Genomic DNA, 13,687 nt, shown 5'->3' on the forward strand with positions numbered 1-13,687 from the left:
CGTCCTTCGCTAAAGATCGAAGTTTCCTAATTGACCATGCACAGAAATAATCTCCCGCGCGCCCGATGGCTCCGCAGGAGATCATGCGGTGTCCCATGATTATGCGTGGTTTCAGGCCGTCCGGGCGATGACCGTGCCGAGCAGCAGGTCATGCACAAGCCGGCTGCGGTCGGTGAAGAGACCCACCAGCAGGATAAGCGGCGTCAACACGGAGTTCAGGATCCAGAACAGCGCCAGATGGACGATCGCCGTCAGGAAATCCATGCGACGGCCGTCGACACGAACCATGGTGAGGCCCATGGCGCGCATGCCGAGCGATGCCTGATAGGGGCCGCCGAGTGTCCAGCCGAAATAGAGGCCAGCAACGAGAACGAACAGCACCGGATAAAGGAAGAAGCCGAGCCCCAGTGTCAGGATCGAAACGAAAAACAGCAGCACGGCCGCGGGAATGCACAGCAGCGCGACGATGATGTAATCGACGATGAAGGCGAAGATGCGCCGGCTCAGCACACCACTATAGGCGCGCCAGTCATCCGGTGCTGCATAGAGGGGGCTGGGGTTCAGGCTCATCATTTTGCTCCTTCGCGCTAGCCCCGTCGATTCTTCAGATCCAAAAGGGGCCAATGCCAGTTAAAGATCCCTCTGCGACTTTTGTACGACCGGTAGGGCACACCAAAGCCGCGGCGGGGAAACATTTGCCGAACATATGGTATCGGCTCCAGCAAATACAATAAGTGGGCGGCCTGAAGCTATTTCTTCGCCAGATGTCGTGCCACATCCATCGCGAAATAGGTGAGGATGCCATCGCAGCCGGCACGCTTGAAGGCGAGCAGGGTTTCGAGCATTACTTTCTCGCCGTCGATCCAGCCATTGGCGGCGGCGGCCTTGATCATCGCGTATTCCCCAGAGACCTGATAGGCGAAGGTCGGAAGGCCAAAGGCTTCCTTCAGGCGCCAACAGATGTCGAGATAGGGCAGGCCGGGCTTGACCATCAGCATGTCGGCGCCTTCCTCGACGTCGAGCGTCGCGTCGCGCACGGCCTCGGTGCCGTTGGCCGGGTCGATGTAATAGGTCTTCTTGTCGCCCTTCAGCAGGCCGCCGGTCGAGATCGCCTCGCGGTAAGGACCATAGAAGGCCGAGCTGAATTTCGTCGCATAGCTCATGATGCCGACGCCCTGGTGGCCGGCGGCATCGAGCGCCTGGCGGATCGCGCCGATGCGGCCGTCCATCATTTCCGAAGGTGCAATGATATCGGCGCCGGCATCCGCCTGATAGACGGCGGCCCGCGCCACCTGTTCGACGGTTTCGTCGTTGACGATCTCGTTGCCGCGCAGGATGCCGTCATGGCCGTGGCTGGTGAACGGGTCGAGCGCGACGTCTGTGATGACGCCGATGCCAGGCACGGCCTTCTTGATTGCGGCGGTCGCGAGATTGATGAGATTGTTCTTTTCGAGGCTGTTGGAGCCGGTCTCGTCGCGCAGTTCCATTTCGATGTTCGGGAAAGTGGCGAGCGCGGGAATGCCAAGATCGGCCGCTTCCTTCGCCGCTTCCACGGCCTTGTCCACGGTCATGCGGTTGACGCCGGGCATGGCCGGGATCGGCTCGACGATGCCGGTGCCAGGGATCACGAAGATCGGCCAGATCAGATCGTCGACCGTCAGCCGGTTTTCCTGCACGAGACGGCGCGTCCAATCGGCCTTGCGGTTGCGCCGCATGCGCCGATGCCCGGTGATCTCGTCAACGAGATGCGTCTTGTTCTCCATGATGCCGCCATCCTTCTTCGTCTACTTATGGCATTCTATATGGGGCGCGTACCTATCACGCCGTCCCCAGGATTCAAAACAAGGCGAAAGGCCGCAGCCATTATATTCTGGCGAGGCACGTGCCTCCTACGTATTGTTCGCGCATGGAACCTGATTCTTCGACCGTACCCAAGAATACGCTGACGGACATCCTGTTCGTGCTGTTCCTGCGGCTGATCGCGATCGCCTGCTTCTGGCTCGGCCTGCAATATTGGGCGATGCTGGTCGGCTACTCGCTGGATGGTCATGCGCGCTTCGATCTGCTCGCTCTGCCCTGGAAGGTCGCGGGTGCGGGTCTCGCCGTGGTTTTCCCGGTCGCCGCCCTCGGCTTATGGCTCACCGTCTCCTGGGGGCCGGTCATGTGGGTGCTCGCCGCAGGCGGGCAGGGGCTGATGTATGGAGTGTGGCCGGAGATATTCGGATCCAATCCGCTGATCATGATCTTGCACGCCTGCGTCGCGGTGATTTATTGCGCTTTCCGCGTCCTCTTGTGGCAGGAGAAACGCCGGCGCCGGCAGCAGCAGGTAATGGTTGATTTACCCTGAGACAGCAACACTTCCTGGTAAGGTGCTGTTAAGCCTGCAGTTTAAGTAGAATTTTATGTGTATTCGATAGGGTCTCACTCAAGGCGGGAAGAAAACGACACCGCCAAACAAAACAGAGTGAGGCCAAGTCATGATGAACACGAAAATCAAGCCGCAGGCAGTTGCAAACGCTCGGGATCAGCAGGTTGATGACATCCGGGCTCTCTACATGGAATCCCTTCACCTCGTCGAGCGTCTGCACCGCCGCCTGCTTGATGTTATCAAGGACGAGTTCGACCGCCAGGGTCGCGACGACGTCAACGCCGTCCAGGCGCTTCTCCTTTTCAATATCGGCAATTCCGAGCTGACGGCCGGCGAGCTGCGCTCCCGCGGTTTCTACCTCGGCTCCAACGTTTCCTACAACGTCAAGAAGCTGGTCGACCTCGGCTTCATCAACCATCAGCGCTCGCGCATCGACCGTCGCTCGGTCCGCATCAGCCTGACGGAAACGGGCCAGGACATCGCCGAAACCGTCGCCAAGCTCTATGAGCGCCACATCGGCTCGATCGACAAGGTCGGCGGCATCGGCACCGACGAATTCACCCAGATGAACAAGCTGCTGCAGCGTCTGGACCGCTTCTGGAACGACAGCATCGCTTACCGCATGTGAGTGAGTGCAGCTGAATGATCGCAAGATCTTCCAGTCAAACAAGCTGGACACGTTTCCCTGCGTGTCCGGCTTGAACGCGTTACCGGCCCGGCCGTTGTGCGCTTTTTGCCACGTCCGCGCTTCACCTTCCGTCACATGTAAGGTCTCGGGCGGCTAAGCCATTGACGCCGGATGAAGACACGCTATGAACCACGCGCAGCTGTGGTATTTTAGCAAAAGCAGTTTGGCTTTTCTTTCGCCCCCGCATGGCAAGGCAAGTTTCATGCCGGGAGACACGAATTGGCCATATTGCTATGACAGCGGAAATCGACTGCAAGCAGCGTTCTCGAAATACGATCTTCCAACCTGAAGGTCTTGGCTTCGCGATATTGTGATAGTTCGTGGCCAAGTTTTTGGTGGTGCATTAAGGGAACGGATTGATACTGAGCCACGTTACTTGGCGCAAGCTTGCGCTATTTACTGCTTCCTCTCTAGGCTGCGCATGATTGGATCGCAGCGTTGAACGGTTAGGACATGTCGAAGAAAAACGGAATTGGACCCTTTTCGCGCCGCTCTTTCCTGCGGTCGGCTGCAACTCTTGGCGCTGCCGCACTGGCCGCTCCGGCTCTAGCGCAAAACGCGACCCCGCTTGAAGCGCTGATCAACGACCGTTCTCGCGGCAATTGGGACGATCAGTTCGACGCCAAGGCTGCTGCTCGTACGGCCGCCGCCGTCCAGTCAAACACGCCGATCCTTGGCCCCGATTCCGTGCCGAACATTCAGCAGGCGATTGCTCAGTATCAGAGCATCGTTGCCAATGGCGGCTGGCCGCAAGTCAGCCCGACGAGCCAGCAGCCGCTGCAGATCGGCGTTACCGATCCCGCCGTGCAGACACTTCGCCAGCATCTGATGGTCTCAGGCGACCTGCCGCGCGAGGCGGGCATTTCATCGTCTTTCGATTCCTACGTAGACGGCGCCGTCAAGCGTTTCCAGGCTCGCCACGGTCTACCGCCGGATGGCGTCATCGGTGATTTCACGCAGAAGGCGATGAACATCCCCGCCAACGTCCGTCTGCAGCAGCTGAATACCAATCTCGTTCGCCTGCAGACATTCCCGTCCGATCTGGGCCGCCGTCACGTCATGGTCAACATCCCGGCGACCCGTGTCGAAGCCGTGGAAGACGGTCAGGTGGCTTTGCGCCACGAGGCGATCGTCGGCCGGGAATCGCGACCGACCCATATTATCAATTCGAAGATCTACGAGGTCATCCTCAATCCCTACTGGACGGCGCCGCGCTCCATCATCGTCAAGGATATCATGCCGCTGATGCGCAAGGACCCGACCTATCTGGCGAGGAGCAACATCCGCCTTCTCGACGGCAAGGGTCAGGAAGTAGCACCTGAGACGATCGACTGGAATTCGGACAAGGCGCCGGACCTGATGTTCCGTCAGGACCCTGGCAAGACGAACGCCATGGCGTCCACGAAGATCAACTTCCATAACCCCAACAACGAATATATGCACGATACGCCGGAGCAGGGCCTGTTCAACAAGCTGATGCGCTTCGATAGCTCGGGCTGCGTTCGCGTTCAGAACGTGCGTGATCTCGCGACCTGGCTGCTGGCCGAAACTCCGGGCTGGCCACGCCAGCACATCGAGCAGGTCATCTCCACCCGCGTCAACACGCCGATTACGCTGGCATCGGAAGTCCCGGTCTATTTCGTCTACATCTCCGCCTGGAGCGCCCGCGACGGCATCGTCCAGTTCCGCGACGACATCTATAATCTCGACGGCAATTCCCAGTTGGCGCTCGACACGACCCAGGGCATGGAGCAGCCGGTTCAATAATCGGCATTCCGATTGCAATTCTTATCGAAGCCGCGTCCTCGGATGCGGCTTTTTCATTTGCCGGCGGTGCTCTGCGTAGAATGCCCAGCAAATGTCGCTGGTCGTATTGCTCTCCGGCGACCCTGACGCTAATACCGTTTGCATTGCCGTTCCGGCCCGTTCAGGAGCTTTCACGATGACCAATGCGTCCACCGAACCCTTCTTCAATCGCTCGCTTGCCGATACCGATCCGGAAATCTTTGGCGCGATCGGCAAGGAGCTCGGTCGCCAGCGGCACGAAATCGAACTGATCGCTTCTGAAAACATCGTCTCGCGCGCCGTTCTGGAAGCGCAGGGCTCGATCATGACCAACAAGTATGCCGAGGGATATCCGGGCAAGCGCTACTATGGCGGCTGCCAGTATGTCGATATCGCCGAAGAGCTCGCCATCGAGCGTGCCAAGAAGCTGTTCGGCGTCAACTTCGCCAACGTTCAGCCGAATTCCGGTTCGCAGATGAACCAGGCCGTCTTCCTCGCGCTCCTGCAGCCGGGCGATACCTTCATGGGCCTCGACCTGAATTCGGGTGGTCACCTCACGCATGGTTCGCCGGTCAACATGTCCGGCAAGTGGTTCAACGTCGTCTCCTACGGCGTGCGCGAAGGCGACAACCTGCTCGACATGGATGAAGTACAGCGCAAGGCCGAAGAAACCAAGCCGAAGCTCATCATCGCCGGCGGCACCGCCTATTCCCGTATCTGGGACTGGAAGCGCTTCCGTGAGATCGCCGACAGCGTCGGAGCCTATCTGATGGTCGACATGGCCCACATCGCCGGTCTCGTCGCCGGTGGCCAGCATCCGTCGCCGTTCCCGCATTGCCACGTTGCCACCACCACCACGCACAAGTCGCTGCGCGGTCCGCGCGGCGGCATGATCCTCACCAATGACGAGGATCTGGCGAAGAAGTTCAACTCGGCCGTCTTCCCTGGTCTCCAGGGCGGCCCGCTGATGCACGTCATCGCTGCCAAGGCCGTTGCCCTCGGCGAAGCGCTGCAGCCGGAATTCAAGGACTACGCCGCCCAGATCGTCAAGAACGCCAAGGCTCTCGCGGAAACGCTGATCTCCGGCGGCGTCGACGTCGTTTCCGGCGGCACCGACAACCACCTGATGCTTGTGGACTTGCGCAAGAAGAATGCTACCGGCAAGCGCGCGGAAGCTGCACTCGGCCGCGCCTACGTCACCTGCAATAAGAACGGCATCCCCTTCGACCCGGAAAAGCCCTTTGTCACGTCAGGCGTCCGCCTCGGCACGCCGGCCGGCACGACGCGTGGCTTCAAGGAAGCCGAATTCCGCGAAATCGGCAATCTGATCATCGAAGTTCTCGATGGCCTGAAGGTCGCCAATTCCGACGAAGGCAATGCAGCCGTCGAGGCTGCCGTGCGCGAGAAGGTGGTCAAGCTCACCGACCGCTTCCCGATGTACGGCTATATGGGCTAAGGAGAGCGCATGCGCTGCCCTTACTGCGGCTCAGAAGATACTCAGGTCAAGGACTCGCGCCCGGCGGAGGACAACACGTCCATCCGCCGTCGGCGCATTTGTCCGGATTGCGGCGGCCGCTTCACCACTTTCGAGCGGGTGCAGCTGCGCGAGCTGATGGTCATCAAGAAGACCGGCCGCAAAGTGCCGTTCGATCGCGACAAGCTGGTGCGTTCCTTCGAGATCGCGCTGCGCAAGCGCCCGGTGGACCGGGACCGGATCGAGCGCGCCGTCTCCGGCATCGTCCGGCGTCTTGAAAGCTCCGGCGAGACCGAAATCAGCTCCGAGCAGATCGGTCTGCAGGTGCTGGAGGCGTTGAAGAGCCTCGATGACGTCGCCTTCGTGCGCTACGCATCGGTTTATCGCGACTTCTCGCATGCCGAGGATTTCGAGCATGTGATCGACGAGATCAACGCGAAGATCGCCCGCGATCCATTGGATCCCTGACCATGACGCTTCGGCCTGAAGACGAGCGTTTCATGGCCGCGGCCATCCGCCTGTCGCGCAGGCATCTCGGACTGACCTCCACCAATCCCTCCGTCGGTTGCCTGATTGTCAAGGACGGTGTCATTCTCGGCAGCGGTGTCACGGCCGTCGGCGGTCGCCCGCACGCCGAGCCTCAGGCGCTGGCCGAGGCGGGCGAGGCGGCTAGAGGCGCCACGGCCTACGTGACGCTCGAGCCCTGTTCGCACTACGGCAAGACGCCGCCCTGCGCCGAGGCGCTCATCGCTTACGGCGTGGCACGCGTGGTCATCAGCGTCGCCGATCCCGACCAGCGCGTTTCCGGGCGCGGTATCACCATGCTGCGCGACGCGGGCATCGAGGTCGATACCGGCATTCTGGAGACGGAGGGTAGGCGTTCTCTCGCCGGCTATCTCATGCGTCAGACGAGAAACCGGCCTTATGTGACTCTCAAGCTTGCGATTTCGGCCGATGGCATGATCGGCAAGACGGGCGAGGGGCAGGTGCGTATTACCGGCGATGTCGCGCGGGCTGAGGTGCAGATGCTGCGTGCCGAAAGCGATGCCATTCTCGTCGGCATCGGCACGGCGATATCAGACGATCCGGAATTGACCTGCCGGCTTCCAGGCCTGGAAGATCGCTCGCCTCTGCGCATCGTCATTGACGACGAGCTGCAGCTTCCCCTTGGCAGCAAGCTGGTCCGCACTGCCCGGCAATATCCGGTGATCGCGGTCGCCGGCCATCCTCCGTCCTTCGATGAGAACACCGACGCCGCATTCCTCGGGCGCCGTGCGGCGCTTGATGCCGCCGATGTCGAGGTGTTGCAATCCAATTCCAGCGAGCCGGGAGAGCTGCTGGAGGCGCTCGGCACACGCGGCATCTCGTCCTTGCTGGTGGAAGGCGGCGCCAAGACGGCGCGTCGTTTTCTCGACGCCGGACTGGTCGACCGCATCCTGCTGTTCCAGGGGCCGGCCGATATCGGCGAGGGTGGTATTGAATCGCCGGTCCTCAAGTCCAATATCCCAGCTGACTTTATACATGTCGGCGAGAGCCGCTTCGGCGACGATCTCTGCGACGAATACGAAAGAGGTTTTTGATGTTTACCGGAATTGTCACCGACGTCGGCACGGTCGAATCCATTTCCCCGATGCAGGAAGGCATCAAGCTGCGCGTTGCCACCAATTACGATCCGGCAACGATCGACATGGGCGCGTCCATCTCGCACGCCGGGGTCTGCCTGACGGTGACCGGGCTGCCGGAAGAGGGAAGCAATGGACGCTGGTTCGAGGTCGAGGCCTGGGAAGAGGCGTTGCGCCTGACGACCATAGGCAGCTGGGAAGCTGGCGCCAAGATCAATCTCGAGCGTTCCCTGAAGATCGGTGACGAGCTTGGCGGCCACATCGTGTCAGGCCATATCGACGGCAAGGCGGAAATCCTCTCGGTGGCATCAGAAGGCGAGGCCACCCGCTTTCGCCTGCGTGCACCGGAGCATCTCGCAAGATTTGTGGCGCCGAAGGGCTCGGTCGCGCTCGATGGCACCTCGCTCACGGTCAATGCCGTTGAGGGTACGGAATTCGACGTGCTGCTGATCCGCCATTCCCTGGAAGTGACCACCTGGGGCGAGCGCAAGGCCGGCGATTTCGTCAATTTCGAAGTCGACACCATGGCACGCTACGCCGCTCGTCTGGCAGAATTCCCGGTCGTCCGCGAAGCCTGAATATCATAGGCTCGCCATAACGGGGGCGCCGGTCGGCGCTCGCCCGCTTATGCGATCGTTTTTTCCATCAGGAAATTCGACAAGATCTGGCCGCGCTTTTCTACCTGCTGCACGGTCACGACGACAAAGCCCTTGCGTTCGAAGAAGGGGCGGGCGGTCAGGCTCGCTTCGGTGAAGATCCGTTGAAAGCCCTGTTCGCGGGCCGCGTTTTCGACGATTGCAAGCAATAGGCTGGCGACGCCCTTTCCCTGATAGTCGGGCGAAACGAACATCATATCCAGGCAACCATCCGATTTCAGATCGGCAAAGCCGATGGGTTTTGAACCATCCACGGCAAGCCAGGTTGGCCGGCTCGCTCGATATTGTGCCCATATTTCAGCATCGTCGACCTTCGCCCAGGCAGCGATCTGCGCCGGGTTGTAGTCCTTGGACGCGACCTCGCGAATGGCCCTCAGGAAAATGTCGATCGTGGCTCCGGCGTCATCCGGTTCGTAAGGTCTGACGGAAAACCTTTCCTGCAGAGCCGGCATGATAGTTCTTCCCCTGCAACGCCTAACGCTCGAATAGAACGTTGGACCTGTCCTTGAGCACGAGTTCGCCGATGCGGCGGAAGCCGATCTTTTCAGCAACTCGTATCGACGGCAGGTTCTCGACATCCACGATGCAGGTCATGCGGCGGCCTGCGAACTGTCTGTCCGCCCAGGCGATCGCGGCGTTCATGGCCTCTGTCGCATATCCCTTGCCCTGCATCGGCGGCGTAATGCCCCAGCCGGCTTCCAGCGTGCCTTCCGTCATCGGCGTCATGTCGCGATGCAGATCCAGGAACCCCACTTCGCCGATCAGCCGGCCGCTTTGACGCTCCTCGACGGCAAAGAAACCGAAGCCGAGATGATGCCATAGACCGGCATAGCGCAGCAGGCGGGCCCAGACCTGCTCGCGCGTCGGCATCTCGCCGCCAATGAAGCGGACGATCTCTTTGTGTTTCCAGAGCTCGAGGAATTCGTCGAAATCATCAAGCGTATGACCTCGCAGCAGAAGCCGGTCGGTCGTGAGTGTCGGAATATGGGTCATCGGATTAGATCTTTACCGAAAATGTTTTTGGTGATGATCAGTCGTTCGAGGCGCCGGGCTCGCCGTCCCAGTAGTCGAGGTTGGTGGCAGTGGCGCGGCCGATGGCACGGAACGCCGTCTTGCCGTCGATGTAGGTTTTGGCCAGGAACTTGCCGGAATCGGGATATTCCACGATTTCGGTCCGCGCCTTCGTGGAAATGGCGAGATAGGTGAGCACGCTGGGGCCGACATTGATCAGCTGATGTGCCGTTTCCGGGCCGCCGGCCGGAGCGCCCAGCACATCGCCCTTGCTGACCGTGATGCGCTGGTCGCCGAAACGATATTCGCCTTCGCCGTCGAGAATGACGAACATCTCCTCCTCGACATGATGATTGTGAAACGGACAGCCGGATTTGCCCGGAGGCACTTCGTTGTAGCTGATGCCGAGCTGCTTCAGCCCGAGCTTCGCCCCGAAGGATGTGTCGCTGCCGGCAAAGAAGCTGCCTTGCTGCCAATGTTCCAGTTCAAGCTCGCCGACATTGACGGCGGGTGTGGATTTCTTCGTCATGAACCTCCCCCTCGCAGGTTGCAAATTATTATCGAAGCGGTTGCGTGTACGGAAGCCACAATTTCCGCGGTGCGCCGATCATTTCCAAATAGGGTCGGAATCGGCGCGGGCCATTGAAAAACACTTGCCAAGCGAGGCCCGCCGTGGTTTGACCCGGCCTAACAAGGTGCCGCGCCCTCTCAAATCGCAGGTGATTTATGACCAGCTCTTCCAATGCTCATATCCTTATCGTCGAAGCTCGCTTCTATGACGATATGGCCGATGCTCTGCTCGACGGCGCCAAGGCTGCTCTCGATGCGGCTGGCGCGACCTATGATGTCGTCACCGTGCCCGGCGCGCTGGAGATCCCGGCTGCGATTGCCATGGCGCTCGATGGCGGCGACAATGGTAATGTGGTTTATGACGGCTATGTGGCTCTCGGCATGGTTATCCGCGGCGAGACCTATCATTTCGATATCGTCGCCAATGAATCCTCGCGGGCGCTGATGGATCTGGCCGTCAGCGAATCCCTCGCGATCGGCAATGGTATTCTCACCGTCGAGAACGATGAGCAGGCATGGGCGCGTGCGCGCCGTTCGGACAAGGACAAGGGCGGTTTCGCTGCCCGCGCGGCGCTGACCATGATCGCGCTGAAAGAGAAGTTGGGTGCATAATACATGAGCAATCAGGATAATGAGCGACCGGCCAAGCCCGCCAACCAGCGGGGCGCAGCGCGTCTTGCGGCGGTTCAGGCGCTCTATCAGATGGATATCGGCGGAACCGGCGTTCTGGAGGTGGTGGCTGAATACGAGGCCCACCGTCTCGGACAGGAGCTGGATGGCGAGACCTATCTGAAGGCCGACGCATCCTGGTTCCGCTCCATCGTGTCGGGCGTCGTGCGCGAGCAGACCAAGCTCGATCCGCTGATCGGCTCCGCGCTTCAGGATGACTGGGCGTTGTCGCGTCTCGACAGCACCGTGCGCGCCATCCTGCGCGCCGGCACCTTCGAGCTTATCGACCGCAAGGACGTGCCGGTTCCGGTCATCGTCACCGAATATGTCGAGATCGCGCATGCCTTCTTCGAGGAAGACGAGCCGAAGCTCGTGAACGCCGTGCTCGACCGAATCGCCAAGCAGGTTCGCGGCGAAGCGAAGAAATAAGCTTCGCAGGACATTCGGATCGCGGCGTAGAGCATTTTCGTTTCCTTCGTTCGCGCCTGATTTCATCTCCGAATATTCTTTTGAACCTCCTGCGGGTATTTTACCTGCGGGCGGTCTTGACGCGACGTTTTCCCAACAGCAATCTCGCAACTGCACAGCGACCGATCCCCTGGAGGAGGGGACCTGCCGTTGTCGCAGGCGGCCGGGGGATGGAGTGAACCGCCGGCTTTTTTGGAGGGAAAAAGCGAAATGTCGATTCTTTTAGGAGTGATCGCATGCGGACTGCTCTCGGTCATCTATGCCGTATGGGCAACCCGGTCGGTACTCGCTGCCGATCAGGGCAATGCCCGCATGCAAGAGATTGCCGGGTATATTCGTGAAGGAGCGCAGGCCTATCTGGCGCGCCAATATAGAACCATCGCCATCGTCGGGATCATCGTATTCATCGCGGCCTGGCTCCTCTTGTCGGCCGAAGCCGCTTTCGGCTTCCTGATCGGCGCAATCCTCTCAGGCGCCGCAGGTTTCATCGGCATGCATGTCTCCGTGCGCGCCAATGTTCGCACCGCGCAAGCCTCGTCGCAGAGCCTGTCCGCGGGCCTCGATATCGCCTTCAAGTCGGGCGCCATCACCGGCATGCTGGTTGCAGGTCTCGCCCTGCTCGGCGTCTCCATCTATTTCTATGTCCTGACCGGTATTCTCGGTCACGAAGCCGGTTCGCGTGACGTGATCGATGCGCTTGTCGCCCTTGGTTTCGGCGCCTCGCTGATTTCGATCTTCGCCCGCCTCGGCGGCGGCATCTTCACCAAGGGTGCCGACGTCGGCGGCGACCTCGTCGGCAAGGTCGAGGCAGGCATTCCGGAAGACGATCCGCGCAACCCTGCGACCATCGCCGATAACGTCGGCGACAATGTCGGCGATTGCGCCGGCATGGCGGCCGACCTGTTCGAGACCTATGCGGTTTCGGTCGTTGCAACCATGGTTCTCGCCGCGATTTTCTTCGCCGGCTCTCCGATCCTCGGTTCGGCCATGATCTATCCGCTGGCGATCTGCGGTGCCTGCATCATCACCTCGATCATCGGCACCTTCTTCGTGAAGCTCGGTGTCAATGGTTCGATCATGGGCGCCCTCTACAAGGGCCTCGTCGCAACCGGCGTCCTGTCGATCATCGGCCTGGCTGCGGCCACCTCGCTCACCATCGGCTGGGGTTCGATCGGCACCGTCGCCGGCTTCGACATCACCGGGACGAAGCTCTTCACCTGCGGCATCGTCGGCCTCATCGTCACGGCGCTGATCGTCGTGATCACCGAATACTATACCGGCACCAACAAGCGGCCGGTCAATTCCATCGCCCAAGCGTCGGTCACCGGTCACGGCACCAACGTCATTCAGGGTCTTGCCGTCTCGCTGGAATCGACGGCACTGCCGGCGATCGTCATCGTTGGCGGCATCATCGCCACCTACCAGCTTGGCGGCCTGTTCGGTACGGGTATTGCGGTCACCGCCATGCTCGGCCTTGCCGGCATGATCGTCGCTCTCGACGCCTTCGGCCCGGTCACGGACAATGCCGGCGGTATCGCGGAAATGTCGCATCTTCCGCCGGAAGTGCGCAAATCCACCGACGCGCTGGACGCGGTCGGCAACACCACCAAGGCCGTCACCAAGGGTTACGCGATCGGTTCGGCCGGGCTCGGCGCGCTGGTCTTGTTCGCGGCTTACTCGAACGACCTGCAATATTTCGCGGCGCACGGCGACAAGTTCCCGTATTTCGCCAATGTGGGCACGATCTCGTTCGAACTTTCGAATCCCTACGTCGTTGCGGGCCTGCTGTTCGGCGGCCTCATCCCCTATCTCTTCGGCGGTATCGCCATGACGGCAGTCGGCCGTGCCGCGGGGGCGATCGTCGAAGAGGTTCGCAAGCAGTTTCGTGAAAAGCCCGGCATCATGCAGGGCACGGAGCGTCCCGATTACGGCCGCGCCGTCGATCTGCTGACCAAGGCGGCCATCCGCGAGATGATCATTCCGTCGCTCCTGCCGGTTCTGGCGCCGATCGTCGTCTATTTCGGCGTCCTGCTGCTGTCTGGCTCAAAGGCCTCTGCCTTTGCCGCTCTCGGCGCTTCGCTGCTCGGCGTCATCATCAACGGCCTCTTCGTGGCTATTTCGATGACGTCAGGTGGCGGCGCCTGGGACAACGCCAAGAAGAGCTTCGAGGATGGTTTCGTCGACAAGGACGGCACGCGCCATATGAAGGGCTCGGAAGCTCACAAGGCTTCGGTGACGGGCGACACCGTCGGCGATCCGTACAAGGATACGGCTGGTCCGGCCGTCAATCCGGCGATCAAGATCACCAATATCGTTGCTCTGCTGTTGCTTGCGATTCTTGCCGGCTAAGCGAAGCAGACCGAACGCAAAAGGAAA

Annotated in this window: 15 protein-coding genes; 10 read left to right on the forward strand and 5 right to left on the reverse strand. The window is 60.6% G+C overall.

From position 1 onward, the window contains the following. Positions 1 to 111: 111 nt before the first annotated feature. Positions 112 to 570 carry an RDD family protein gene (locus GA0061103_RS10730; protein WP_075852219.1) on the reverse strand — a complete coding sequence of 153 codons (459 nt, stop codon included), beginning with the start codon at positions 568 to 570 and terminating at the stop codon, positions 112 to 114. Between the two features lie 179 nt (positions 571 to 749). Further along, positions 750 to 1,763: a porphobilinogen synthase gene (gene hemB, locus GA0061103_RS10735; protein ID WP_092710712.1), complete on the reverse strand. Its 1,014-nt coding sequence runs from the start codon at positions 1,761 to 1,763 to the stop codon at positions 750 to 752. Between the two features lie 143 nt (positions 1,764 to 1,906). Between hemB and GA0061103_RS10740 the strand changes: the two genes are divergently transcribed. The 7 genes from GA0061103_RS10740 to GA0061103_RS10770 all read left to right on the forward strand — a co-directional run bounded on the left by GA0061103_RS10740 (position 1,907) and on the right by GA0061103_RS10770 (position 8,515). After that, the gene (locus GA0061103_RS10740; protein ID WP_092710715.1) at positions 1,907 to 2,347 is read left to right on the forward strand and encodes a DUF6163 family protein; all 441 of its coding nucleotides are present in this window, start codon (positions 1,907 to 1,909) and stop codon (positions 2,345 to 2,347) included. A 133-nt stretch (positions 2,348 to 2,480) separates the two neighbouring features. Beyond that, positions 2,481 to 2,996 (forward strand): transcriptional regulator LdtR, encoded by a 516-nt coding sequence (gene ldtR / locus GA0061103_RS10745; protein WP_041677845.1) that lies wholly within the window; start codon positions 2,481 to 2,483, stop codon positions 2,994 to 2,996. 513 nt (positions 2,997 to 3,509) lie between these two features. After that, the gene (locus GA0061103_RS10750) at positions 3,510 to 4,823 is read left to right on the forward strand and encodes a L,D-transpeptidase family protein (RefSeq protein ID WP_092710717.1); all 1,314 of its coding nucleotides are present in this window, start codon (positions 3,510 to 3,512) and stop codon (positions 4,821 to 4,823) included. Between the two features lie 175 nt (positions 4,824 to 4,998). Continuing rightward, positions 4,999 to 6,297 (forward strand): serine hydroxymethyltransferase, encoded by a 1,299-nt coding sequence (gene glyA, locus GA0061103_RS10755; protein ID WP_015339424.1) that lies wholly within the window; start codon positions 4,999 to 5,001, stop codon positions 6,295 to 6,297. Positions 6,298 to 6,306: 9 nt separating this feature from the next. Next, complete coding sequence (gene nrdR / locus GA0061103_RS10760) at positions 6,307 to 6,783, forward strand: transcriptional regulator NrdR (RefSeq protein ID WP_015339425.1); 477 nt, start codon at positions 6,307 to 6,309, stop codon at positions 6,781 to 6,783. Between the two features lie 2 nt (positions 6,784 to 6,785). Next, complete coding sequence (gene ribD, locus GA0061103_RS10765; RefSeq protein WP_092710720.1) at positions 6,786 to 7,895, forward strand: bifunctional diaminohydroxyphosphoribosylaminopyrimidine deaminase/5-amino-6-(5-phosphoribosylamino)uracil reductase RibD; 1,110 nt, start codon at positions 6,786 to 6,788, stop codon at positions 7,893 to 7,895. Continuing rightward, positions 7,895 to 8,515: a riboflavin synthase gene (locus tag GA0061103_RS10770; protein WP_092710723.1), complete on the forward strand. Its 621-nt coding sequence runs from the start codon at positions 7,895 to 7,897 to the stop codon at positions 8,513 to 8,515. The genes ribD and GA0061103_RS10770 overlap by 1 nt, the downstream gene beginning before the upstream one ends. A 47-nt stretch (positions 8,516 to 8,562) precedes the next feature. On the opposite strand, the gene GA0061103_RS10775 is transcribed toward GA0061103_RS10770, so the two are convergent. From GA0061103_RS10775 to GA0061103_RS10785, 3 genes are read right to left on the reverse strand one after another with little or no spacing between them, the layout of a single operon-like run. Next, the gene (locus GA0061103_RS10775; RefSeq protein WP_092710726.1) at positions 8,563 to 9,045 is read right to left on the reverse strand and encodes a GNAT family N-acetyltransferase; all 483 of its coding nucleotides are present in this window, start codon (positions 9,043 to 9,045) and stop codon (positions 8,563 to 8,565) included. A gap of 22 nt (positions 9,046 to 9,067) precedes the next feature. After that, positions 9,068 to 9,586, reverse strand: a complete 519-nt coding sequence (locus tag GA0061103_RS10780) for a GNAT family N-acetyltransferase (protein WP_092710728.1) — start codon at positions 9,584 to 9,586, stop codon at positions 9,068 to 9,070. A 37-nt stretch (positions 9,587 to 9,623) separates the two neighbouring features. Further along, the gene (locus tag GA0061103_RS10785) at positions 9,624 to 10,133 is read right to left on the reverse strand and encodes a cupin domain-containing protein (RefSeq protein WP_092710731.1); all 510 of its coding nucleotides are present in this window, start codon (positions 10,131 to 10,133) and stop codon (positions 9,624 to 9,626) included. Positions 10,134 to 10,330: 197 nt separating this feature from the next. Between GA0061103_RS10785 and GA0061103_RS10790 the strand changes: the two genes are divergently transcribed. The 3 genes from GA0061103_RS10790 to GA0061103_RS10800 all read left to right on the forward strand — a co-directional run bounded on the left by GA0061103_RS10790 (position 10,331) and on the right by GA0061103_RS10800 (position 13,660). After that, positions 10,331 to 10,786: a 6,7-dimethyl-8-ribityllumazine synthase gene (locus GA0061103_RS10790; RefSeq protein WP_092710734.1), complete on the forward strand. Its 456-nt coding sequence runs from the start codon at positions 10,331 to 10,333 to the stop codon at positions 10,784 to 10,786. A gap of 3 nt (positions 10,787 to 10,789) precedes the next feature. After that, on the forward strand, positions 10,790 to 11,272 hold the full coding sequence (nusB, locus tag GA0061103_RS10795; RefSeq protein ID WP_092710737.1) for a transcription antitermination factor NusB: 483 nt from the start codon (positions 10,790 to 10,792) through the stop codon (positions 11,270 to 11,272). Positions 11,273 to 11,521: 249 nt separating this feature from the next. Beyond that, positions 11,522 to 13,660, forward strand: coding sequence for a sodium-translocating pyrophosphatase (locus GA0061103_RS10800; RefSeq protein ID WP_092710740.1), 2,139 nt, complete (start codon positions 11,522 to 11,524; stop codon positions 13,658 to 13,660). Positions 13,661 to 13,687: the final 27 nt, after the last annotated feature.

Source organism: Martinezella multihospitum, assembly GCF_900094585.1.
Lineage (GTDB): Bacteria > Pseudomonadota > Alphaproteobacteria > Rhizobiales > Rhizobiaceae > Rhizobium > Rhizobium multihospitium.

What these genes read in the sequence shown, in the direction of transcription:
- glyA (WP_015339424.1), top strand. Translation starts at nt 4,999, where the DNA reads ATGACCAATGCGTCCACCGAACCCTTCTTCAATCGCTCGCTTGCCGAT.
- ribD (WP_092710720.1), top strand. Translation starts at nt 6,786, where the DNA reads ATGACGCTTCGGCCTGAAGACGAGCGTTTCATGGCCGCGGCCATCCGC.
- nusB (WP_092710737.1), top strand. Translation starts at nt 10,790, where the DNA reads ATGAGCAATCAGGATAATGAGCGACCGGCCAAGCCCGCCAACCAGCGG.
- GA0061103_RS10770 (WP_092710723.1), top strand. Translation starts at nt 7,895, where the DNA reads ATGTTTACCGGAATTGTCACCGACGTCGGCACGGTCGAATCCATTTCC.
- nrdR (WP_015339425.1), top strand. Translation starts at nt 6,307, where the DNA reads ATGCGCTGCCCTTACTGCGGCTCAGAAGATACTCAGGTCAAGGACTCG.
- GA0061103_RS10790 (WP_092710734.1), top strand. Translation starts at nt 10,331, where the DNA reads ATGACCAGCTCTTCCAATGCTCATATCCTTATCGTCGAAGCTCGCTTC.
- GA0061103_RS10730 (WP_075852219.1), bottom strand. Translation starts at nt 570, where the DNA reads ATGAGCCTGAACCCCAGCCCCCTCTATGCAGCACCGGATGACTGGCGC.
- GA0061103_RS10750 (WP_092710717.1), top strand. Translation starts at nt 3,510, where the DNA reads ATGTCGAAGAAAAACGGAATTGGACCCTTTTCGCGCCGCTCTTTCCTG.
- GA0061103_RS10800 (WP_092710740.1), top strand. Translation starts at nt 11,522, where the DNA reads ATGTCGATTCTTTTAGGAGTGATCGCATGCGGACTGCTCTCGGTCATC.
- ldtR (WP_041677845.1), top strand. Translation starts at nt 2,481, where the DNA reads ATGAACACGAAAATCAAGCCGCAGGCAGTTGCAAACGCTCGGGATCAG.
- GA0061103_RS10785 (WP_092710731.1), bottom strand. Translation starts at nt 10,133, where the DNA reads ATGACGAAGAAATCCACACCCGCCGTCAATGTCGGCGAGCTTGAACTG.
- GA0061103_RS10775 (WP_092710726.1), bottom strand. Translation starts at nt 9,045, where the DNA reads ATGCCGGCTCTGCAGGAAAGGTTTTCCGTCAGACCTTACGAACCGGAT.
- hemB (WP_092710712.1), bottom strand. Translation starts at nt 1,763, where the DNA reads ATGGAGAACAAGACGCATCTCGTTGACGAGATCACCGGGCATCGGCGC.
- GA0061103_RS10740 (WP_092710715.1), top strand. Translation starts at nt 1,907, where the DNA reads ATGGAACCTGATTCTTCGACCGTACCCAAGAATACGCTGACGGACATC.
- GA0061103_RS10780 (WP_092710728.1), bottom strand. Translation starts at nt 9,586, where the DNA reads ATGACCCATATTCCGACACTCACGACCGACCGGCTTCTGCTGCGAGGT.